This is a genomic window from Flexivirga sp. (assembly GCF_035551235.1).
Lineage (GTDB): Bacteria > Actinomycetota > Actinomycetes > Actinomycetales > Dermatophilaceae > Flexivirga.
The window spans coordinates 63303-85777 of sequence record NZ_DASZNO010000049.1 but is presented as its reverse complement, the minus strand read 5'-3'; the positions used below and the strand labels follow the sequence as shown (position 1 = coordinate 85777).

The following is a 22475-nucleotide window of genomic DNA, read 5'->3' as shown; positions in this document are numbered from 1 at the left end:
TGCGGCACGATGGTCCGCATGACCGAGCGGCGAACGCTGACGCTGACCGACCCGCGCGCCATACGGGTGCTGGCGCATGAGGTCCGGCAGCAATTGCTGGACGAGCTGAGTGGTGGTGAGGTGCTCACCGCGACCGAGGCCGCGCAGCGCTGCGGCATCACCCCGTCCGCGATGAGCTACCACCTGCGCGCCATGGAGCGCTGGGGCATCGTCGAGCGGGTCGAGAGCACCGACGGTCGCGAGCGCCCCTGGAAACTGGCCGCCGAATCGATCAGGATCAGCGATGAAGCGAGTACGGGCATCGGTGCCCGTGTGGCGAATTCGTTGCTCGGGGCGTTCATTCGCCGGGTCAGCCGGACGGTCGAAGGGATGGTCGAGCGCAACGACCCCGACGAGCATGCGACCGTCGTCCAGCTGGGCGGGATCTACCTGACCGATGACGAGGTCGCGGAGCTGGACAGGCTCGTCGACGAAGCCGTCCACCGCTTCAACGACCGACACGACCCGCGGACGTCGCCGGCGGACGCCCGCAAGCGGGACATCTACTGGCTCAACCTGCCCCGCGAATAGCGTTCGCGCACCAGCTCGGCGAGCCGCGGATCCTCGCCGATCGGCTCGGAGACCACTGCCTCGAGGCCACGCAGCCGGTCGTGAAACACCCCGTGCCCCAACAGGTATGACGCAACGGCTGCTCCGCTGCCGGCGGCCTCCAGCGCCTCCGGCACGCGGGGTTCCGCGGCGGACAGGAACGCGGCCGTGACCGGTCCGGGCCGCAATGCCGCCAGCAGTTCCGCCTGGCGCCATACGGCTGCGACACCCGAGGCCCGCGAGGATCCCGCGGCGGCCAGCACCACCGGCTCATCGGGTATGACGCCCGCCGCCGACAGCCGGTCCTGCAGGATCGCGGCAAGGATCGGGTGCGGTCCCAATGGCGGTGCAGCTGTTACCAATTCGGATGATTCGACGGCGCGGGCGATGTCGACCTCGACGTGATAGCCGGTGGACAGCAGGGCCGGCACGATCACGGTCCGGCTCTGCTTGCGGACCATGGCGTCGACGACCTCGTCGAGTCGCGGTCGCTGCACATCGACATACGCATCGACGACGTGCACGTCGGGCAACAACTCGGCGACACGGTCCCGCAACCAGGTCACCGTCGCCTGCCCGGACGGGTTGTCCGTGCCGTGCGCCACGACGACGAGGGCGCGGTCAGGGTGCATCGGGGACACCCGGGACCTCGAGGACGCTGAGTCGATAACCACGCTTGACGACCGTAGTCACCAGTTGCTTGCCGTGCGCGGCGTCCCGCAGCCGGGATATCGCGACCTCGGCGGCATGTGCGTCGGTGGAACTGCCGGGCAACGCACCGAGGATGTCGGCGCGCGACACGACCGCACCTCCGGCCTCTGCGAGCACTCGCAACACCACGAGACTGGTGGGCGACAGCGCGAGAACCTCATCGTCCAGCAGGGCGGCGCCGCTCAGCACGCGAAGCTCGCCCGCCGCGGTCCGCAGCCGTAGCCCGTGCCGGCCGGCCAGGTGCGCGACCAGGGTGCGCACCAGCGCTCCCATCCGGAACCGGTCCGGCACCAGCGGTTCGATGCCTGCGTCGCGCAACGGCGCTGCGGTCGTGTCACCGACCGCGGCGGCGAGCACGCCTGCGGGATCGGTGAAAGCGGCCACCACCTCGGGCAGCACACCTTCGTCACGGGCGGCCCGCAGGAATGCTGCTGCCCCGGGGGCGGCGGTGAACGTCACTGCGTCACAGTCGCGCTGCACGACCGCGTGCACGGCTGCACGAACGGCGTCCGGGTCCGGTGCCGGCCCCCAGCGATAGACCACCAGCGAGCAGACGTCGGCGCCCGCCTCCTGGAAGGCGTCGTCCATCCCGTCGGCCCCGGAACCGTGGTGCTGCACCGCGATTCGCCGGCCGGCCACGCCTTCGGCGAGCAGGAAGTCGCGGATCTCGGCGCTCGTCTCGGACTCGGCGACCCAGTCGGCGCTCAACCCCGCAGCTTGTATGGCGCCCCTGGCCTTCGGACCACGCGCGACGAGCCGGGCGGTGCCCAGCAGCTCCAGCAAGGGGCCGGCAATGCCTGCGGCGTCGGCCGCCTCGACCCAGCCGGTGAAGCCCACACCGGTGGTGACGATCACCGTGTCGGGCGGTTCGCCGATGAGTTCCTTTGTCCTGGCGAGCAATTCGGCATCATCCACGTGCGGCACGACGGACAGCGTCGGCGCGTGATCGACGATCGCACCACGGCGCTCGAGCGCGGCCGCCAGCTCGGCCGACCGCCGTTGACCGGTCAGGATCACCCGGCAGCCGCGCAGTTGCTCATTCGTCGCGCTCACAACGGATCCGGCTGTTCGGCAAGGGCTCTCGTCACGTCGCCGATCACGATGACCGCCGGGTTGCCGAGTCCTTCGCGGTCCACCACGTCGGCGATGTCGTCCAGCGTCCCCGCCACCTGGCGCTGCTCCTTCGTCCACGCACTCTGCACGATGCTGACGGGGGTGTCCGCCGCCTTGCCGCCACGGATCAGCCCGGCGGTGAGTTCACGCAACCGCCGCATGCCCATCAGCACCACGATCGTGTGCGGCCACGCGACGAGTGACGGCACGTCCAGCTCGTCGTGACCGGAGATGACCAGCACCCCATGGGCCACGCCACGGTGGGTCACCGGCACTTCCGCCGCCGCCGGACCGGCGAAGGCCGACGTGACGCCCGGCACGACCTCGACAGGAACACCCGCCGCACGGCAGGCCAGGAGCTCCTCGCCGCCACGGCCGAGCACGAAGGGATCACCGCCCTTGAGCCGCACGACGTACTTGCCCTCTTTCGCATACTCGATCAGCAGTGTGTTGATCTCGTGCTGCGGCACGGGGTGGTGGTGTGGGGTCTTGCCGACATCGACGATCTCGACGTCCGGTCCGAGGTCGCCCAGCAGGCCGGTCGGCGCCAGCCGGTCGGCGACCACGACGTCGGCGCGCTCCAGCGCGCGCAGGCCGCGCACGGTGATCAGATCCTCGGCGCCCGGTCCCCCGCCGACCAGCACGACACGGCCGATCGGCGATGCACCCGGCACCGCGGGATCATCTTCGCTCATGTGTGGCCACCTCGGACTCGGTCTGGTCGTCTGCGTCGATCGCCGAACCGGGCGCGAGTCGCGCCGGGCCGACTTGGACATCACCATCATGTAACCGCACGTCCCAGGTGGCGAGCACGGTCTGCCGGTCGGTGAGACACCGGCCGTCGCGCAGGTCGTAGACCTGCTTGAACATCGGCGATGCGATCGTGGGCACCTCGACACCATCGACGGTGGTCGATCCGACGAGGCCGCGGGCCATCACATTGGCACCGCCGACGGGGTCCCGATGGCCGACCGCGAAGAGCGTGTCGTCGGCCAGCCGCACCACCGCGACCTGTTCTCCGTCGATCAGCACCGCGACTGCCCCGTCCCTCGGCACGTCCGCCAGCCCGCAGACCGTCGTCCAACTGCTCATGAGCGGACCTCCAGCCGGTCGCCGGCTATGAGGACCGGGCGGCGCTGGCCGCGTTCGGTCTCGTACCGCAGGTCGGGGTCCGGCACGTCGGCGGCATTGACGAACGACGTGAAACGGGCCAGCTTCACCGGGTCGTCGAGGACTTCGCTCCACTCGTCGCGGTATGACGCCACGTGTCGTTCCATCGCCGCGTCCAGGTCCGCGGCGATGCCGAGCCCGTCACGCAGCACGACGTCCTGCAGGTGCTCGATCCCGCCGGGGAGTTCCTCCAGCCAGGCCGCGGTGCGTTGCAGCCGGTCGGCCGTGCGGATGTAGTAGCTGAAGAACCGGTCGATCGCCCGGACCAGCTCCTCATCATCCAGGTCCTCCGCGAAGAGCGTCGCGTGCCGCGGTGTGAAGCCGCCGTTGCCACCGACATACAGGTTCCAGCCCTTGTCGGTCGCGATGACGCCGACATCCTTGCTGCGTGCTTCGGCGCACTCCCGCGCGCAGCCGGAGACGCCGAGCTTCAGCTTGTGCGGCGAGCGCAGGCCGCGGTAGCGCAATTCGAGCCGGATCGCCATCGCGACGGAGTCCTGCACGCCATACCGGCACCAGGAGTTGCCGACGCAGGACTTCACCGTGCGCAGCGACTTGCCGTAGGCGTGACCGCATTCGAACCCGGCGTCGACCAGCTGTTTCCAGATCAGTGGCAGCTGCTCCACACGCGCACCGAACATGTCGATCCGCTGACCGCCGGTGATCTTCGTGTAGAGGTCGAATTCCTTTGCGATGCGCCCGATTTCGATCAGTCCGTCGGGCGTCACCTCACCACCGGGGATACGCGGGACGATCGAGTAGGTGCCGTCCTTCTGCAGGTTCGCCAGCATGTGATCGTTCGTGTCCTGCAGGGTGCCCCGGTCGTCATCGAGGATGTGCCCGGTGCCGAGGCTGGCCAGCAGGGATGCGACGACGGGCTTGCAGATGTCGCAGCCCCGCCCACGACCGTGGCGGGCGATGATGTCGCTGAAGGTGCGCAGCTCGGTGACCTGGATGGCGTTGAAGAGCTCGGAACGCGTGAGCTCGAAGTGCTCACACATCCCCTTCGCGACGGCGATCCCCGCCTCCTCGAGTGCACCGTCGGTGAGCCGCTTGACCAGCGGCACGCAGGACCCGCAGCTCGTGCCCGCGCGGGTGCAGCCCTTCACCTCGGCCACCGAGCAACAGCCCTGGTCGGTGACCGCGCTGCGGATCTCGCCCGCGGTGACGTTGTTGCACGAGCAGACCGTCGCGTCGGCGGGCAGGTCGTCGTCCGGCGGTGGGCCGTCGGTGGAAGCGACGAGATAGGCGCTCGGATCCGTGCGCAGCGGCCGCCCGATCATGGGGCGCAAGGCCGCGTATGACGAGGCGTCGCCGACCAGGATCCCGCCGAGCAGTGTGCGGGCATCGTCGGACAGCACGAGCTTCTTGTAGACGCCGGCGACGGCATCCGCGTAGGAGACTTCCAGGCACCCGGGCTCGGTTCCGAACGCGTCGCCGAACGACGCGACATCCACGCCGAGCAACTTCAGCTTGGTCGAGGAATCCGCGCCGGGGAAGGTCGCGGCGCCTCCGAGCAGCCGGTCGGCAGCGACCTCGGCCATCGTGTAGCCGGGCGCGACCAGTCCCCAGACCCGACCGTCGATGCACGCGACCTCGCCCACGGCACTGATCGCGGGGTCGTCGGTGAGGCACGACGCATCGACGATGACACCGCCCCGCTCACCGACGGAAAGCCCTATGTCCCGGGCCAATTCGTCACGCGGCCGGACACCCGTGGCGAAGACGACCACATCGGCCGGCATCGAACTGCCGTCCGCGAAGCGCATGCCGTCGACCCGTCCGCGTCGGGCTCCGAGGACCTTGGCCGTGGCGGTGCTGGTACGCACGGTCACACCGAGATTCTCGATCAGTCGCCGCAGGACGGCGCCTCCCCCGTCGTCCACCTGCAGCGGCATCAGCCGGGATGCGAACTCGACGACCGTGGTTTCGACACCGAGCGCCTGCAGCGCTCCGGCGGCTTCGAGACCGAGCAGCCCGCCGCCGACCACGACCCCGCGCAGCGGCCGATCCTGGTCCGCGCGAAGGGTTTCGACATACCCACGCAGGTCCGCGACGTCGTCGATGGTGCGGTAGACGAAGCAACCACGCAGGTCGCGCCCGTCGACCGGCGGACGGGCGGCATACGAGCCGGTGGCCAGCACGAGGTGGTCGTAGCCGACGTCATCGCCGCGATCGGTCTGCACGCGCCGGGCGTCGCGGTCGATCGCGGTGACCGTCGTGCCCTTGCGCAGGGTGACCAGCGGGTCCTGCCAGACGTCACCGCCGAGGTGCAGGTCCTCCGGGTCACGGCCGGTGAAGTAGGTCGTCAACGCCACCCGGTCGTATGGCGGGCGCGGTTCGTCACCAATGACCGTGACGCGGTAGCGGTCCGCGTCGTCGCGGGACCGCAGGGCCTCGACGAAGCGGTAGGCGACCATTCCTGCACCGGCCACCACCACGTGCTGCTGATCCGTCCTGGAAGGCATCAGGTGATCTCCTTGTCTGTCGTGGAAGACGCTACGAGCGCGATGTTTCCGGGGTCGTTTCGTGAATGTTTCGGCTGTGGAAAAAGGCTCGTTCCCCGCATTTGTTACGGCTCGCAAGCTCGCTGTAACGCATGCGGATCTCGAGCCTCTTTTCCCTGTTCTGAATCAACTTCGGTGTCTTCCGCCGGATTGACGTCGTCCATCCAGGCCAGCAGGCCGCAGACGACGTCGGTGCAACCGCCGCACCCGGTCGTCGCACGGGTCGCCGCTGCCACCTCCGGCAGCTCGCGTGCGCCGGCCAAGTGGGCATCGACGATGTCCTTCTTGGTGACGCCGTTGCAGCGGCAGACGGTGGCCCTCGACGGCATGGTCGTCGGGTCGTCGGTGGTGGGGACGGTCGCGCTCGGCAGGCGGTCGAGCAGCAGCAACGCCGGGTCGTCCGGCACCGGGGTGCCCCTCTCGTAGGCCGCCGTGAGGTCGGCCGCGACCCGTTTCGCTCCGACGCAACAGGCCGCCACCACCCGCCGGCCCGCCACCGACACCTGCACGTGCCGGCGGCCGGCCGGGTCGCTGAGCGTGACGGTGCGTGCGCCGTCAGGGGGTGCGGGGCCGTCGCCGATGGTCACGACGTCGACGCCGGTCGCCTTGAGCTTCACGACCGCGCTCGTATGCCGCGTGGCTGCGTCCTCCTGAGCGGCCGGTCGTCCGACGAGGTCCCGGGCCAGCCGATCCGCCTGCGCCCAGCCGGGGGCGAGCAGTCCCGTACAACCTGAGGCCGGTTCGGCGCAGTCCCCGATCGCCGCGATCCGTGGGTCGGCAGGGCTGCGCAACGCGTCGGTCACCACGATGCCGGTGCGCACGGGAAGCCCTGCCCTGGCAGCGATTTCGGTTCGTGGTGCGATGCCGACGCTGGCGACCACGAGGTCGGTGGGGACCTCACGGCCGTCGCGGAGCCGGACGCCGGTGAGCCGGTCACCGTCGTGCTGCAGTGACTCGAGGTCGGCGTCGCTCAGCACCCGGATGCCGTTGTCGGCGAGGGCCGCGCGCGCCGTCTCGGCTGCGTCGGCCGGCAGCTGCCGGTCCAGCACGTGGCCACCGCGGTGCAGCACGTGCACGTCGGCACCGCGGGCGGCCAGCCCGCAGGCGATCTCCAGGCCGAGCAGGCCCGCGCCGACGACGGTCACCCGCCGTGGATAGGAGCACGCGGCGAGCAGCTCACGGCAGTCGTCGATGGTGCGGAGCACGCGTACGCCCTGTGGCGCGGCATCGGGCAGCGGCAGGCGCGCTGCTGCTCCGGTTGCGAGAACGACTGTGTCGTAGGCGAATTCGGATCCGTCGTCGCACACGACGACCTGTCGGTGCCGGTCCAGCTTGGTCGCATTCGTGCCCCGGAGCACACGCAGCGTCATACCGCTGCTCACGGTGGGGGCCGGCAGCGTGAGGCGGCCGAGGTCGGCGCGTCCGGCGAGCACTTCGCTGAGCAGCAGCCTGTTGTAGGGCCGGTGCGGCTCGGCGCCGATCACGGTGACTTCGAGGGTCGTGTCACTGCGGTCCGCGGTGAGCCGGCCGAGCTCGTCCAGCAGTCGTGCCGCAACCATGCCGTGTCCGACGACGACGATGCGCATGCGGATGCTCATGCCGCCGGCTCCGGGGCGACGCTGACGGCGCAGACCTTGAACTCCGGCATACCGGAGATCGGGTCGGTGGCCGGGTTCGTGACGGCGTTGGCGGCCCCGGCCCCTGGGAAGTGGAACGGCATGAAGACGGTGTCGCGCCGCACCTCGGTGGACAGCCGCGCCACGCCGCACGCGCTGCCCCGGGTCGAGGTGACCCGCACGGTGTCGCCCTCTTCGATGCCGAGCCGGGCGGCCAGCACCGGGTGCAGTTGGACGAACGGACGCGGTTCGCCGCGCACGAGTTCGCTGACCCGGCGGGTCTGCGCACCGGACTGATAGTGCTGCAGGATCCGGCCGGTTATCAGGTAGATCGGCGCGTCCGGTCGCACGTCGTCGTCGACAGGGGCCGCGTCGACAGCGATCATGCGCGCCCTGCCGTCAGCGGTCGCGAAGCGGTCGAGGAAGAGCCGTGGGGTGCCCGGGTGGTCGCGTTCGGGGCACGGCCAGTAGATCTCCTCGCCGGCGTCGAGGCGGCCACGGTCGACGCCGGTGTAGTCGGCGGCCCCTCCGCTGCTCGCGTGGGCCAGCTCGTGCAGCAGATCGCCCGGGTCGGACACGAAAGATACTGGTGCTTCGAGCAATTGCGCCAGGTCACTCCAGATCCGCAACTCGTCACGCACCCCATGCGGAGGTTGTATGACGCGCCGGCGGCGCAGCACCCGACCCTCCAGCGAGGTCATCGTGCCGTCCTCCTCGGCCCACTGCGGCACGGGCAGCACGACATCGGCCAGGCGCGCCGTTTCCGACGGGACGAAGTCGGCGACGACGAGCAGTTCCAGTTGCCCCAACTTCTGGCGCACCCGGTCCGAATCCGGCGCGCTCACCACGGGATTCGCACCGTGCACCAAGAGCACTCGCGGCCCGCCCGGCTGTCCGATGGCGTCGAGCAACTGCACGGCGGGCAGCCCGGGGCCGGGGATGCTCTGTTCCGGAATTCCCCAGACACCCGCCACATGCGCGCGTGCTGCGGGGTCGCTGATCGACCGGTAGCCGGGCAGCTGGTCGGCCTTCTGACCGTGCTCCCGACCACCCTGTCCATTGCCCTGCCCGGTGATGCAGCCGTAGCCGGAGCCCGTCCGGCCCGGCAATCCGAGGGCCAGCGCCAGGTTGACCGCGGCCGTCACGGTGTCGGTGCCGTGCGCGTGCTGCTCCGCCCCGCGGCCGGTGAGAATGTAAGCGCCAGAGCCGCCCCCGGACGGACTCGCTCCGACGAGCAGCATTGCGGTCTCACGCAATTCGTCGGCCGGGACACCAGAGACCTGCTCGACCCGCTCGGGCCACCACATCGTGACGGCTTCCCGCACCTCGTCCCAGCCGGTCACCCGCTCGGCGAGATAGGCGTCGTCGGTGCCACCGCCCAGCGTCACCACGTGCAGCAGCCCGAGCAGCACCACGATGTCCGTGCCCGGCACCGGCTGCAGGTGTATGCCGCCGCCCGACTCCGTCAGCGCAGCGGTCGCCGTGCGGCGCGGGTCGACCACGATCAGGCCACCCCGGCTGCGTACCCCGGAGAGATGCTGCACCGACGGCGGCATGGTTTCGCTGAGGTTGCTGCCCACCAGCAGCACCGCACCGGCGCCGGCAAGGTCGGTGAGGGGGAACGGCAGCCCGCGATCCAGGCCGAACGCGCGATTGCCGGCCGCGGCAGCGGACGACATACAGAAGCGGCCGTTGTAGTCGATGCGTGAGGTGCCCAATGCGACCCGGGCGAATTTGCCCAGTGTGTAGGCCTTTTCGTTCGTGAGGCCACCACCGCCGAAGACTGCCACGGCATCCGGGCCACTCGCCGCCTGCGCGCTGCGGACCGCGGCGACGATCCGCGCGTACGCCTCCTGCCAGCTGGCCGCGACGAGTTCGCCGCTGTCGTCGCGGACCAACGGGGTCGTGATGCGATCGGGCGTGCGGAGCAACTCCGCTGCGGTCCAGCCCTTCTGGCAGAGTCCGCCACGATTGGTCGGGAAGTCACGCGGCTCGAGCGTGACATCACCGGATTTCGTTGTGCCCATGCGGATCCCGCACTGCAGCGCACAGTAGGGGCAGTGGGTGTCGACGCTCGTCATACGTGGACCCCGTCGGCACGCTTCCGGCCGTAGGCCGCCCAGGTCACCAGAGCCATCAGCAGGTAGCAGGCCAGGATGCCCCAGAGGGCCGGAACGATCGTGCCGGTCGGATGTGCCGCGCCTTTCGTCGCCGACTTCGACAACGCGAACACCTGGGGGATCACGAATCCGCCATACGCCCCGACCGCCCCGACGATGCCGATCGCTCCCGCAGCGATCTTGCCTGCGGTCGCCCTCGACACCGAGGTGTCAGTGTCGGCGGTGGCCGCGAAAACGGCCGGGATCATCCGGTAGATCGACCCGTTCCCGATGCCGGTGAAGACGAACATCCACAGGAACGCGACCATGAACCAACCGAAGCTCTTGGCCTGCAACGCAATTGCGACGCCGGCCGCACCGAGTGCCATGGCTGTGAAGGCGGCCACGGTCACCCGCCAGCCCCCGACCCGATCGGCGACGATGCCGCCGAGCGGCCGGGACATCGAGCCGACGAACGCGCCCAGGAAGGCGAGCGTCATGCCCGCACCGAGCAGCACGTAGGTGCCGCGGCCGGGGAACGCATCGTTCATCAGCTTGGGGAACACACCCGCGAAGCCGATGAACGATCCGAAGGTGCCGAAGTAGATGAACGCCAGGATCCAGGTGTGCCGGGCGCGCGCCGCCGCGACGTACGTGGCGACTTCGGACCGTGCGCCGGTCAGGTTGTCCATCCGCAGCCAGGCACCGATCGCGGCCGCCAGGACCAGCGGCACGAAGACCCACCCGACCACCGGCAGGTTCGGGCCGGATGTCGAGAAACCCGCTCCGACCGTGACCAGCACCGGAGCGGCGAACTGCACTGCCGCGGTGCCGAGATTTCCTCCGGCGGCGTTGATTCCGAGCGCCTTCCCCTTCTCCGCGTGGCGGTAGAAGAACGAGATGTTCGTCATCGAGGACGCGAAGTTGCCACCTCCGAGGCCGGCGAGCGCGGCCATCGCAAGCAGGGTCGGGAAGCCGGCGCGCTGCCCGACAGCGACCGCCAGGCCGGCCGTGGGAAGCAGGAGCAGCAGTGCGGACACGATGGTCCAGTTCCGACCACCGAGCCGAGTCACCATGAAGGAGTACGGGATCCGCAGGGTGGCGCCCACCAGGGTCGGGATCGAGATGAGCCAGAACTGCTGGCTGTCGCTGATCGCCGCGGCGCCGACGTAGCCGTACTTCGGCAGCAGCGGCACGACGATGCTCCACATCGCGAAGACACCGAAGCCGAGGAACTCGGCATACACCGACAGCGCGAGATTGCGTCGAGCGGTTCGCCTGCCGAACTCCTCCCACTGGGAGGCGTTTTCGGGATCCCAGCCGGAGATCCATCGGCCCTTGCCGACCAGTGGCCGGCCTGCTTCGGCAGCCGAACTGCCGCCGACGTCGAGATCGGTCGCGAGTGACATCTCCACCTCCGTGTCCCATCGCCCCGGGTGTGGGGCTCTGGTTCACGAAGGTAGGAACGGGATGTTTCGCCGAGCGGCGCCGCAGTGTTACCTGCTCGTCACCGTGATCTCACCGGCCGGCCCGACGCGGTGAGAGATCGGGCGCGAAAAGGCCGCCGATCCGCGGCATTTCGCGCGAGGTGACTCGATCAGGCGAGGCCGAGATCCTCCAGGCCGTAGGCCGTGAGATAGGCCACACCCTCGCCCTCGATCCGCTCGCGAGCGCCCGTCGAACGGTCGGCGATGACCGCGACGGCGACGACTTCCGCGCCGGCCTCACGGACCGCTTCGACCGCTTCGAGCGCGGACGCGCCCGTGGTGGAGGTGTCCTCGACCACGATCACCCGGCGGCCCTTGATGGACGGCCCCTCGATGCGCTGCTGGAGGCCGTGTGCCTTGCCCGCCTTGCGCACGACGAACGCGTCGAGGGCCCTGCCCTGCGCAGCCGCGGCGTGCAACATCGCGGTGGCCACCGGGTCGGCACCCATCGTGAGACCGCCGACGGCGTCATACGACAGGTCGGCGGTGAGCTCGAGCATCACCTGGCCGACCATCGGGGCGGCGACCCCACTGAGGGTGATCCGCCGCAGGTCGACGTAGTAGTCGGCCTCCTTGCCGGACGACAGGGTGACCTTGCCGCGCACGATGGCCTCGGACTTGATGTGCTCCAGCAACTCCTGCTTGGACACGGCGGACTCCTCGCTCAGGGAATTCGGATGGGACTGGGTGTTACGGGCGGTGCTTGCGCGCGAGCTTGCCCGCACGCACGATCGGGCGCGGCAGCAGCCGCAGCGCCGTTGCCGCGATCTTGTACTGCGCGCTGGGGATCGAGATGACCTTGCCCTTGTCGACATCGTCGAGGCAGGCCTTGACGAGCGAATCTGCCTGCAACCACATGAAATCGGGTATGCCGTGGCCCTTGATGCCGGCACGCTCGTGGAACTCCGTGCGCGTGAAACCCGGGCAGAGCACCGTGGCGGTGACACCGCTGCGGGCGAGCTCGGTCGCAAGGCCCTCGGTGAAGACCGTCACGTAGGACTTGGCCGCCGAGTAGGTGCCGGATGCCATGAACCCGGCCACCGACGACACATTGATGATCGCGCCGTGCCCACGCTCGCGCATCGCCAGCGCCGCAGCGTGCGACAGGACATTGACGCTGCGGACGAGGACGGTCAGCATGTCCTCCTCGTCACGAATCTCGTTGCGCAGGAAGGGTTTCTTCAGCCCATAGCCGGCGTTGTTGACCAGGAGGTCCACCGGTCGCTTCGGGTCCGACAGGCGATCGGCGACGAGCTGGATGTCGAGGCGGTCGCTGAGATCGGCGGGCAGCACCTCGACCGACACGGAGTAGCGGTCCTCGAGTTGCGCCTTGAGCTCCTCGAGACGTTGCTCGTTGCGCGCCACCACCACGAGGTCGTGACCGCGCTGAGCCAGTTGGGTCGCGAAGGTCTTGCCGATGCCGGCGCTCGCGCCGGTGATGAGTGCGGTGGACATGGCCGCAGAGTCTATTCGTACTCCGCGGCGTCGAATTTCTCGCGGTGCGCGATGACGGCCGCGATGTGCCGCTCGGACCAGTCGCGTATGACGTCGAGCGGCTCCTGCAGGGATCGGCCGAGTTCGGTGAGCTCGTAGTCGACCCGCGGCGGGATCGTCGGGTATGCCGTGCGCGTGACCAGGCCGTCACGTGTCAGCGCGCGCAGCGTCGCGGTCAGGACCTTGCCGGAGACACCGCCGACGCGATCCCGGAGCACCGTGAATCGCATTGGGCCCTCGGCGAGCACGCCGATCACCAGGACCGTCCATTTGTCGCCGACCCGGTCGAGCAGGACGCGGGTCGGGCACTGCGGGTCGTAGCCGTCGCCGATCCAGTCGGCTGTTGTGGACGTCATACGACAACCCTCCATTGGTTACGTTGAGGTACCAGGTTACCAATAGTTACTGTTATTGCCGAACAGACCGAAGAGAACACCGAAGAGAACGAGGAGCAGACATGAAGATTGCAGTCATCGGCGCGAGCGGCATGGTCGGATCGCGCGTTGTGGCGGAGCTCGCCCAGCGCGACCACGAGGTCACCGCGGTCACCCGCTCCGGCACCCGGGTGCCCGGGGCCGCCACCAGCGTCGCGGGCAATCTCGGCGACGCCGAGTTCGTGGGCAAGCTCGCCGCCGGTCACGACGTCGTCCTGTCCGCGACTGGACCGAGCCGCACCGGCGAGGACCACCAGATCTGGCTGGAGGCCCTCCAGACCGCGGAAGCGAACGCCGCCGCCGCCCGCCTCTTCGTCATCGGCGGCGCCGGGTCACTGCTGATCGACGGCACCCGGCTGGTCGACCTGCCCGATTTCCCCGAGGGTTACAAGGCCGAGGCACTCAGCGCTGCGCAGGCCCTCGACACGATCCGCCAGGCACCCGAGTCGCTCGACTGGGTCTTCCTGTCGCCTGCCCCGGAGATCGCTCCGGGCGAGCGGACCGGCCGTTATCGGATCGCCGACGACACACCCGCCGGCGACGCGATCTCGGCCGAGGACTTCGCCGTCGCCATCGCCGACGAGATCGAGCAGCCGAAGCACCGGCGGGCGCGCTTCACCGTCGCGAATTGATGCAACGTAAGTTGACGTCGTGCGAATTGCCACCTGGAACGTCAACTCCATCCGCTCCCGCATCGACCGTGTCGTCGGTGTGCTCGAGCGGCACGACCTGGACGTGCTGCTGCTCCAGGAGACCAAGTGCCGCGACGACCAGTTCCCGACGCTGCCGCTCGCGGCCGCCGGTTACGAGATCGCGATGCACGGCCTCAACCAGTGGAACGGCGTCGCGGTCGTCTCCCGGGTCGGCCTGGAGGACATCACGATCGGCTTCCCGGGCGTGCCCGGGTATGGCGAACCGCCCGCTGCCGAGGCACGCGCGCTCGGCGCGACGTGCGGCGGGGTCCGGGTCTGGTCGCTCTACGTGCCCAACGGTCGCGAGGTCGGGCACGCGCACTACGCCTACAAACTGGACTGGCTGGCCAGGCTGCGCGACAGCGGAGCCGGCTGGCTGGCCGAGGACCCGAACGCCCAGATCCTGCTGGCCGGTGACTGGAACATCGCACCGCTGGACGAAGACGTCTGGGACATCGGCTTCTTCGACGGCAAGACGCACGTGACCGACGCCGAGCGCGCTGCCTTCCGCGCGGTGGTGGAGGCCGGCTTCACCGACGTGGCCCGACCGTTCACGCCCGGACCCGGCACCTACACCTACTGGGACTACACCCAGTTGCGCTTCCCCAAGAAGCAGGGCATGCGGATCGACTTCGCACTCGCCTCGCCCGCCCTCGCCGCCCGCGTCAGCGACGCGTCCATCGACCGCGAGGAACGCAAGGGCAAGGGCGCCTCCGACCACGCCCCGGTCATCGTGACGCTCGTCGACTGAGGCTTGACGGTTCCCCTTGTCCGTGCCTGCCTATACAGTGATTCGCAGGCACTCGACCAGGGGGAACACATGAGTGAGCACAACGGCCCGTCCGACGACGCGACCCAGCCGGTCCGGTTGCGCAAGGACTCGCAGCCGGAGCACACCGAGCGCATCCCGACCGCACCGGACACGCAGCGTTTTCAGCAGTCGCCGGAGCCGAGCACCTACTCCACACCGCCGGGACATTACGGTTCGCCGCCGCCCGCGCCGGTCCAGCACCAGTCGATGCCGCCGCAGGGTCCGCCCGGACCGCAGTACCCGATGCAGCCCTACGCTCCGCAGCCCATGGGACCGCCCCCGGCGTACAACTCGGTGGTGATGACCGGCCGCCCCGGGCCCTCCGGAGCGGTCGTGGCCATCGCGTGGATCCTCGCGGTGGTGACCTTCTTCTACCTCTTGCCCTGGGCGATCGCGGCGACGCGCAACAAATCCAACCAAGGCGGCATCTTCCTGCTGAACTTCTTCCTCGGCTGGTCGTTCGTCGGGTGGGTGATCGCGCTCGTGATGGCTTGCGGCACCGACCCGCAGAGCAACGTCGTGGTCGTCAACCAGTCGAGTTCACAGCACTACTACCACTGATCCCCACCGCTGATCCGGGCACACGCGGCGTTGCCGCGCGGCTCCGCCGACAGGCCGAAGTAGCCTGCCTCTCATGAGTGTTCGCGTCGATCACGAGCTGGTCATCGTCGGCTCCGGCTTCTCCGGCATCGGTATGGCGATCGCGGCGAAGAACCGCGGCCGCGACTTCATCGTGCTGGAGAAATCCGACGAGATCGGTGGCACGTGGCGCGACAACCGCTACCCCGGTTGCGAATGCGACGTGCCGAGCCACCTCTACTCGTTCTCCTTCGAGCTGAACCCCTACTGGTCCAAGGCGTACGCGACCGCCGACGAGATCCAGGACTACCTGCTCTATTGCGTCGAGAAGTACGAGCTGCGCGAGCACATCCGCTTCGGCAACAGCGTCGAGCGGATGACGTATGACGAGGGCCTGGCCGCCTGGCATGTGACCGTCGCGACCGGCACCGGTGAGGTCCGCCAGCTGGTCGCCGGAGCGGTCGCACTCGGCGTCGGCGCACTGCACGAGCCGGTGATCCCGCAGATCCCCGGCATCGAGTCGTTCCGCGGCGAGATGCTGCACACGGCGGCATGGGATCCCGGCACGACGGTGGTCGGCAAGCGGGTCGGTGTCGTCGGCACCGGCTGCAGCGGGGTGCAGGTGATCCCGCCCCTGGCAGAGGATGCGCGTCACCTCACCGTCTTCCAGCGGACGCCGGCCTGGGTGCTGCCGAAGGTCGACCCGGCATACCCCGACTGGCTGATCGATCAGTACGAAAAGCGGCCCTGGCTGATGAAGGCGCACCGGTCGAAGCTGCGCGCCGCCGGCGACGTGCGGGTCGGCGCGTTCACCAAACAGCCCGCCGCACTCAAGGCGGCCTCGAAAGCCGCTCTCGCGCATATCCGTTCGGCGGTCAAGGATCCGCAGCTGCGCGCGAAGCTGACGCCCGACTACACGATGGGCTGCAAGCGGGCGACGATGTCCAACAGCTATTACCCGGCGCTCGCCGCCGACAACGTCACCGTCGAGACCTCACCGATCCAGGACGCCGATGTCACCGGCGTGACGACGGCCGACGGCACGGTGCACGAGCTCGACCTGCTCGTCTTCGCAACCGGGTTCGACGTGACCGGGTCCTACCGGCACATGAACATCACCGGCCTGGACGGCCACACGCTGGACACCGACTGGGCCGACGACATCCAGACCTATTACGGCGTCACCGCACCGGGTTACCCGAACCTCTTCTTCCTCCTCGGTCCCAACACCGTGCTCGGCCATACCTCCGTCGTGCTGATGATCGAGGCCCAGATCGGCCTGATCACCAAGCTGCTCGACGAACGCGACGCTCGTGGCGCGACGGCCGTGCAGGTGCGCCCGGAGATCGTGCCCGCGCACATGCAACAGCTGGACGAGCGCAGTGCACAGTCGGTCTGGGAGTCCGGCGGTTGCACCAGCTGGTATCTCGACGACGAGGGTCGCAACCGCACCCTGTGGCCGGGCAGTGTCGGCGAATATGAGCGCCGGCTCGGGCGACCGGAGCTGGTGGACTACGAATTCACCGGATCGGTGTCGTAGTCGGAGAGCCCCTCCTCCACCGGCGCGCCACTCGCCCGCCGGCCGAGCAGCAGCGCCACCGCAGCAGCGAGCAGCGCCACCACCGCCGCACCGAGGAATACCGTCTGGACCTGCAGGACACCGGCCGCGGTCACCTGGGCCTTGGTCGGGTCGGGCAACGACTGAACCTTGCCGTAGAAGCGGTGCAGCCCGATCGCGGTCAGCAGCGCGAGACCGACCACCATGCCGATCATCCGCGCCACGACGAGCAAGGACGACGCCACGCCGTGCGCCGTCTGCGGCGCGTCGTGCAGCGCGGCGTCATTGACCGGCGCGATCGCCAGGCCGACACCGAGACCGGCCAGCGCCAGCATCACGGTGGGCAGCAGCCACGAGTCGAGGGCGTCGCCCTCCCAGGTGGACATCTGCAGCAGCGCGAGTCCGCTCACCAGCAGTCCGGGGGCCGCGACGACGGCCGGGCCGAGGCTGCGCAGCAACCAGCCACCGGCGAGCGCACCCACTGGGACCGCGACGAGGAAACGCAGCAGCACCAACGCCGCCTCAGTCTGTGAGTCGGTGATGGTGAGCCTGGCGAGCACGGGTATGTCGACGACGATCGCCACGATCGCGGTGCCGACGCAGGCCGAGACGACCAGGGCCGGACGGACCCTTCCCACCACAACGCCCTTGGCTATCAACGGGTTTCGGGCGGCGCGGTGGCGCCATACATAAAGAGCGGCAGCGACCACTGCAAGGGGCAGCAGCCACCAGCCGAGCGGGCCGACGACCTGCTTCTCGGGGTTGGACGCCGCGAAGGTCAGCACCAGTGCGCCGAGCGCGACCGCGATCAGCAGCGCGCCGAGGACGTCGACAGTGCGGGCGATCGGCCACCAGTAGCGCACCGACAGCAGCAGCAGTACGGCGAGCGCGATGAGCCCCCACACGCCGATCGGTGTCATCAGGCGGGCAGTGTGATCGCCATACGGGACGAACGGGCCGCCCCACCGGATCGAGGTGGTGAGCGAGTCGGGTGCCCACAGCGCCAGCCCGAGGACCACGACCGTGGCGAGCGCCGCGGCACCGGTCAGCGTGTGCCACCACCACGGCACCGGCGCGCCCATGCGCTCACGCGAGCCGCGCTCGCCGCACGCGACGATGCACAGTGCGAGCACGATGCCCGCCAAACCGTTGAGCCAGAAGATCATTCGCCAGTCGGAGACGGCCAGGATCAGTGCTCCGAGCAGCGGCCCGATGACGCTGCCGATCTCCTGGACCGCGCCGACCACGCCGAGCGGCGTGCCGCGCTTGCCGACCGGCCAGAGGTCGGCGACCAGCGCCAGGGTCGCAGGGACGAGCCCACCGCCACCCACGCCCTGCAGGAACCGGCCGGTGACCATGACCGGCAGCTCCGCGGAGATCGCCGTCACGGCCGAGCCGATGACGAAGAGCGCCAGACAGCAGAGCAGGATGCGCTGGCGGTCGATGAGATCGGCCAGCCGGCCGATCAGCGGCAGCACCGCGATGTAGCCCAGCAGGAAGCCGGAGATGATCGGCGTCGCCTTCTGCAGCGCGTCAACGCCGAGGCCGACGCCGTTCATCATGTCCTGCAGCGCCAGCACGACGACGTAGGTGTCGGCCGCGGCGAGCGCGACCGCGATGGACGCGGTCGCGAGGAGGGCTCTGGCCCGTGAGGAGACGGTGTGCTCCACGTCAGGGCTTGGAGACGGCAACCTTCTGCCCGTACTTGGTGAACTCGACCGTGTATGACGTGTCATTGGCACCCTTGTAGAACTCCCCCGTCAGCGTGGCCGATCGCAACTCACCCTTGTCGGTGACCAGGTAGACCGCGTCATACGTCTGGTCGGCCTTGCCGAAGCTGAGGCTCTGGTTGATCACCTTGCCCGGCAGCGTGCCGGTCACGGTCTGCACGATGTCCTTGCCGTCGCGCTTCTTGTCGCCGAACTTCGGGGACTTGGTCGCGACGAGCAGTGAGGAGAAGCCGCCGTCCCGGGCGAAGATCTTCGCCGGATCCGGAGCACCGAACTGCTTGGGATTGATCGGGGCCATCTTCGGGCTGAGCGGGGTCTTGGCCCACACCTTGCCGTCGACCGCGATGACCGGGACGCTGATCGTGCCGGCGGCGGGGATGCGCACCGCGATCGTGCCCTTGAAGGCCGGGGCATGGGATCCGTCGCCCTCGCCGCTGATCAGGCCGGTCTCCTTGGGCGGGATCTTGTCCGACGTCAGCTTCAGGTGGACCCCGGAGGTGTCGTCGAGGGTTTTCTTGGCCTGCGCCAGTGTCGACGCAGGGGTCGCCGCCGCCTTGCCGCTACCGGAGGTCTCACCGCCGGACGCCTTCTTGCTACCGCTGCTGCAGCCGGTCAACGCGAGAGTCGCGGCGATCGCCAGCGAGCTGGTGACGGTCAGGGTACGTCGCATGGAGAGCAACCTATCTTTCGCGAGACGCTTACCCCGCATCAACTTCCGAGACGGAGCGGGTGAACTGCCCATGTTGACGCACGAGTAGGCCCAGAGGTTCCCTGCCCACCGTCACGGTCGGGTCTCGGGGGAGAATGTAGCCATGTCCGGACTTCATGTGCACCGTGTGACCACCGATGACGGCGCGCAGTTGGCGGCATACGTCCGCGAGCCGAGCGGGCCGGCCAGTCGCACCGTGGTGCTCGGGCACGGCTGGATCCTGGACCACCGGTCCTGGTTGCCGGTGCTGCGGACCCTCGATCCGGCGTTGCGCGTGGTGCTGTGGGACCAGCGGGGGCACGGCGCATCGACGCTGGCGGACGGCTCGCGGAAGGTGGGCCAGGAGTCGATCCGGCGGCTGGGCGCCGACCTGCGTGAGGTGGTGGCCCAGCTGGCGCCGCAGGACGAGCAGGTGGTGCTCGGCGGGCACTCCATGGGCGGTATGACGATCCTCGCGTATGCCGGGCTGGCGCCGACCGAGTTCGCCGAGCGCGTGCGCGGTGTCGCGCTGGTGTCGACGGCGGCCGGCGGGTTGCGTGGCTCCGGCCGGCCCGGAGAGCGCCAGTTGATGTCCGCGATGCGGCATCTGCCGGTGCGCATCGGGCGCGGTATGACGGAGAAGGCGCATCGCGCCGCGGCATTCGGTCCCGGCGCCGACCCCGCCGACGTCCACGAGGCGACCGTCATCGCGCGCGGCACGCGGGTCAGCGCCTTCGCCGGGTTCTACGACGCGCTGATGCAGCACGACGAGGTGGCCTCCCTGGCGGGCATGCAGAACGTCGCCGCCCAGGTGCTGGTCGGCTCGCGCGACCGGCTCACCCCGCCGAAGCTCGCGCAGCGCATCGCGGCCGGCTTGCCACAGGCGGAGCTGCAGACCTTGGACGACCTCGGGCACATGCTGCAGTGGGAGGCGCCGGATCGCGTTGCCAAGGCGATCGAGGACCTTGCGCGATGACCGACGGCACCATGAGCCTCGGCGGACCCGAGGCGGCCAAGGAGATGCGCGCCGAGGCCGACCGGTTGCTCGACTTCGCCCTCGCCTCGCGAGTGGAGCACGGCTTCGCCTGGCTGGATGATTCCGGGCGCCCCACCGACCGGCCGCTCGAGTTGTGGCTCACCTGCCGGATGACGCATGTCGCGGCACTCGGATTCCTCAGTGGCCGAACGGAATTCGCGGCCTTGGTCGACCACGGGGTGCAGGCACTGACCACGTCGTTCCAGGACCGGACCCATGGTGGCTGGTTCGCCTCGATCGAGGGTCCAAGCGGCAAATCCATCGACGATCGCAAGCAGGCCTACCCGCACGCGTTCGTGCTGCTGGCCGCCAGCAGCGCCGTCGTCGCGGGACGGCCGGGCGCCGCCGAGTTGCTCGCGCTGGCCCGGCAGGTCCACGAGGAGCACTTCTGGGTTGCGTCGAAAAACCTTGTCCAGGAAAGCTTTTCGGCGGACTGGAGCAGCTCCGAGCCCTACCTCGGCGTCAATGCGACGATGCACACCGTCGAGGCCTACCTCGCACTGCACGACGTCACCGGGGAGCCGCACTATCTGGACCGGGCCGAGGCGATGACCCTCCAGGTCGCCGGCTGGGCGCGAGCGCGGGACTGGCGGATCCCGGAGCACTTCGACGCGAACGGTCACGTGATGCCCGACTACAACCGGGACCGTCCCGCGGATCCGTTCCGGCCGTTCGGTGCGACGGTCGGGCACGGTCTGGAGTGGTCGCGCCTGGCGCTGTCGGTGCGCGCGAGCCGGTTGCGACTGGATGCGTCATACAACGGTGGTGAGCTGGTCACTGCCGCAACGGAACTCGCCAATCGCGCCGTGGCCGACGGCTGGGCGGTCGACGGCGCGGACGGCTTCGTCTACACGACCGACTGGGACGGCACGCCGGTCGTCCGCGCCCGCATGCACTGGGTTGTGTGCGAGGCCATCGGCGCGGCATACGCTTTGGGGCTGGTGACCGGTGAAAAGCGTTGGGATGACTCGCTGCTCGCCTGGTGGCGTTATGCCCAGCAGCACCTGATCGACACCGACGCAGGATCCTGGCATCACGAGCTCGACGAACAAAACCAGGTGTCGCACGGCACCTGGGCGGGCAAGCCGGACGTCTACCACGCCCTACAGATCTGCCTGCTCGTCGGCGACGCGCTCCCGCTCGCACCCTCCTTCGCCACCGCGCTTTCTCGCCGAGAGGACACCGAATACCCGAGAGGACACGAAATCCGGGCGTCTGAGCGCCGGATTTCGTGTCCTCTGAGTATGTTTGGTGTCCTCTCGGCGAAGGGGCCGCGCGATCAGAGCGGGCGCTCGTGGTAGTCGGTGGGACGCTCGCCGGCCTTCCACTCCCGCAGGTTGCCGCGGTAGATGCCGTGCCGCAGCTCGACCTCGTACCCCTCGTAGTCGGGCATGTTCACCGCTCGGGCGTGGGCGAGCTCGGCCTCGACGTCATACGGGACGCGAGCGAAGGCGACCGACCAGGGTGCCGTCTCCTGCGAGCCCCACTCGCCCTCGAGGATGCAGTACATCGCCGTCGGGTCACCCATCGAGTTGCCCACCGCGCCGGTGTTGAAGACGGTGCGCGCTTCGAGCTGCACCTCGTAGTGCGGATCGTGCGTGTCGCCATACCCGATGAGATCGGGCAGTGGCCCGTCCCCCGTCGCCGGGGTGTTGCTGAAGAGCGCCTCGAACTCCGCCTGGCTGCGGACGTATCGCACCCGCCGGTGCACCGTCTCCTCGCTGGCATGGAAGACCCGCAGCCGCCGCCCGCTCACCCACTCGTCGTGACTGAAGGGCAGCGCACGCAACCAGTCCCCCTGCCCCGGACCGAGCTGGGCGAGCCACCACGCCAGCGAGTCGCCGCCGAATTCGCGTGCCGGGTCGGGCAGGAAGTCGTCCCAGTTGCCCAGGATGTTGACCTCGCACCGCTCGCGGCAGAGGTCGACGACCTCCCGGCCGCGCGGCCCCTTGCCGACGTAGTCGCCGAGGTTCCAGATGCGGCTGATCCCACGGCCCTCGATGTCGGCCAGCACCGCCTCGAGCGCGGTCAGGTTGCCATGGACGTCCGAGATCAGCGCGACTCTTTCCACGCGCCCGATCCTCGCACCCCCCTCGCCGAGAGGACACCGGACGTACCGAGAGGACACCCGATTCGGCCGTCAGAGAGCCAGATCGGGTGTC

General features: G+C 69.3%; 21 protein-coding genes. 7 read left to right on the top strand and 14 right to left on the bottom strand.

From position 1 onward, the window contains the following. Positions 1–18 precede the first annotated feature (18 nt). Positions 19–570, top strand: a complete 552-nt coding sequence (locus tag VG502_RS18915; protein ID WP_325551671.1) for an ArsR/SmtB family transcription factor — start codon at positions 19–21, stop codon at positions 568–570. Here the strand turns inward: VG502_RS18915 and VG502_RS18910 are convergent. The 11 genes from VG502_RS18910 to VG502_RS18860 form a co-directional block, all read right to left on the bottom strand. Next, a complete protein-coding gene (locus VG502_RS18910) occupies positions 543–1220 on the bottom strand; it encodes a sirohydrochlorin chelatase (RefSeq protein ID WP_325551670.1) in 678 nt (225 codons plus the stop codon). The genes VG502_RS18915 and VG502_RS18910 overlap by 28 nt on opposite strands. After that, a complete protein-coding gene (locus VG502_RS18905) occupies positions 1210–2352 on the bottom strand; it encodes a uroporphyrinogen-III synthase (protein ID WP_325551668.1) in 1143 nt (380 codons plus the stop codon). The genes VG502_RS18910 and VG502_RS18905 overlap by 11 nt, the downstream gene beginning before the upstream one ends. Beyond that, positions 2349–3107, bottom strand: a complete 759-nt coding sequence (cobA, locus tag VG502_RS18900; RefSeq protein WP_325551667.1) for a uroporphyrinogen-III C-methyltransferase — start codon at positions 3105–3107, stop codon at positions 2349–2351. Before cobA ends, VG502_RS18905 begins: the two co-directional genes overlap by 4 nt. Next, on the bottom strand, positions 3094–3504 hold the full coding sequence (gene nirD, locus VG502_RS18895; protein ID WP_325551666.1) for a nitrite reductase small subunit NirD: 411 nt from the start codon (positions 3502–3504) through the stop codon (positions 3094–3096). The genes cobA and nirD overlap by 14 nt, the downstream gene beginning before the upstream one ends. Next, on the bottom strand, positions 3501–6050 hold the full coding sequence (gene nirB / locus VG502_RS18890; protein WP_325551664.1) for a nitrite reductase large subunit NirB: 2550 nt from the start codon (positions 6048–6050) through the stop codon (positions 3501–3503). Before nirB ends, nirD begins: the two co-directional genes overlap by 4 nt. A gap of 104 nt (positions 6051–6154) precedes the next feature. Next, on the bottom strand, positions 6155–7687 hold the full coding sequence (locus VG502_RS18885; RefSeq protein WP_325551663.1) for an FAD-dependent oxidoreductase: 1533 nt from the start codon (positions 7685–7687) through the stop codon (positions 6155–6157). After that, entirely contained in the window at positions 7684–9786 is a 2103-nt protein-coding gene (locus VG502_RS18880; protein WP_325551662.1) for a molybdopterin oxidoreductase family protein, read from the bottom strand. Before VG502_RS18880 ends, VG502_RS18885 begins: the two co-directional genes overlap by 4 nt. After that, positions 9783–11213, bottom strand: a complete 1431-nt coding sequence (locus tag VG502_RS18875) for an MFS transporter (protein WP_325551661.1) — start codon at positions 11211–11213, stop codon at positions 9783–9785. Before VG502_RS18875 ends, VG502_RS18880 begins: the two co-directional genes overlap by 4 nt. 188 nt (positions 11214–11401) lie before the next feature. After that, positions 11402–11941: an orotate phosphoribosyltransferase gene (pyrE, locus tag VG502_RS18870; protein WP_325551660.1), complete on the bottom strand. Its 540-nt coding sequence runs from the start codon at positions 11939–11941 to the stop codon at positions 11402–11404. A gap of 40 nt (positions 11942–11981) precedes the next feature. Continuing rightward, the gene (locus tag VG502_RS18865; protein WP_325551658.1) at positions 11982–12746 is read right to left on the bottom strand and encodes an SDR family NAD(P)-dependent oxidoreductase; all 765 of its coding nucleotides are present in this window, start codon (positions 12744–12746) and stop codon (positions 11982–11984) included. Positions 12747–12757: 11 nt separating this feature from the next. Continuing rightward, positions 12758–13141, bottom strand: coding sequence for a winged helix-turn-helix transcriptional regulator (locus tag VG502_RS18860; RefSeq protein ID WP_325551657.1), 384 nt, complete (start codon positions 13139–13141; stop codon positions 12758–12760). Positions 13142–13242: 101 nt separating this feature from the next. Between VG502_RS18860 and VG502_RS18855 the strand changes: the two genes are divergently transcribed. From VG502_RS18855 to VG502_RS18840, 4 genes are all read left to right on the top strand, one after another. Then, positions 13243–13851 (top strand): NAD(P)-dependent oxidoreductase, encoded by a 609-nt coding sequence (locus VG502_RS18855; protein ID WP_325551656.1) that lies wholly within the window; start codon positions 13243–13245, stop codon positions 13849–13851. A gap of 19 nt (positions 13852–13870) precedes the next feature. Then, positions 13871–14662, top strand: coding sequence for an exodeoxyribonuclease III (locus VG502_RS18850; protein ID WP_325551654.1), 792 nt, complete (start codon positions 13871–13873; stop codon positions 14660–14662). A 69-nt stretch (positions 14663–14731) separates the two neighbouring features. After that, the gene (locus tag VG502_RS18845; protein ID WP_325551652.1) at positions 14732–15283 is read left to right on the top strand and encodes a superinfection immunity protein; all 552 of its coding nucleotides are present in this window, start codon (positions 14732–14734) and stop codon (positions 15281–15283) included. 73 nt (positions 15284–15356) lie between these two features. Then, a complete protein-coding gene (locus VG502_RS18840; RefSeq protein ID WP_325551651.1) occupies positions 15357–16841 on the top strand; it encodes a flavin-containing monooxygenase in 1485 nt (494 codons plus the stop codon). Here VG502_RS18840 and VG502_RS18835 read toward each other — a convergent pair. After that, a complete protein-coding gene (locus VG502_RS18835; protein ID WP_325551649.1) occupies positions 16814–18529 on the bottom strand; it encodes an MFS transporter in 1716 nt (571 codons plus the stop codon). The two genes, VG502_RS18840 and VG502_RS18835, sit on opposite strands and share 28 nt — an antisense overlap. 1 nt (position 18530) lies before the next feature. Beyond that, entirely contained in the window at positions 18531–19259 is a 729-nt protein-coding gene (locus VG502_RS18830) for an LppX_LprAFG lipoprotein (protein WP_325551648.1), read from the bottom strand. A gap of 142 nt (positions 19260–19401) precedes the next feature. Here VG502_RS18830 and VG502_RS18825 point away from each other — a divergent pair, with 142 nt between their 5' ends. Both VG502_RS18825 and VG502_RS18820 read left to right on the top strand, forming a co-directional pair. Continuing rightward, positions 19402–20253, top strand: coding sequence for an alpha/beta fold hydrolase (locus VG502_RS18825; RefSeq protein ID WP_325551647.1), 852 nt, complete (start codon positions 19402–19404; stop codon positions 20251–20253). Next, positions 20250–21614, top strand: a complete 1365-nt coding sequence (locus tag VG502_RS18820; RefSeq protein WP_325551645.1) for an AGE family epimerase/isomerase — start codon at positions 20250–20252, stop codon at positions 21612–21614. Before VG502_RS18825 ends, VG502_RS18820 begins: the two co-directional genes overlap by 4 nt. On the opposite strand, the gene VG502_RS18815 is transcribed toward VG502_RS18820, so the two are convergent. After that, the gene (locus VG502_RS18815; protein ID WP_325551643.1) at positions 21593–22384 is read right to left on the bottom strand and encodes a metallophosphoesterase family protein; all 792 of its coding nucleotides are present in this window, start codon (positions 22382–22384) and stop codon (positions 21593–21595) included. The genes VG502_RS18820 and VG502_RS18815 overlap by 22 nt on opposite strands. Positions 22385–22475: the final 91 nt, after the last annotated feature.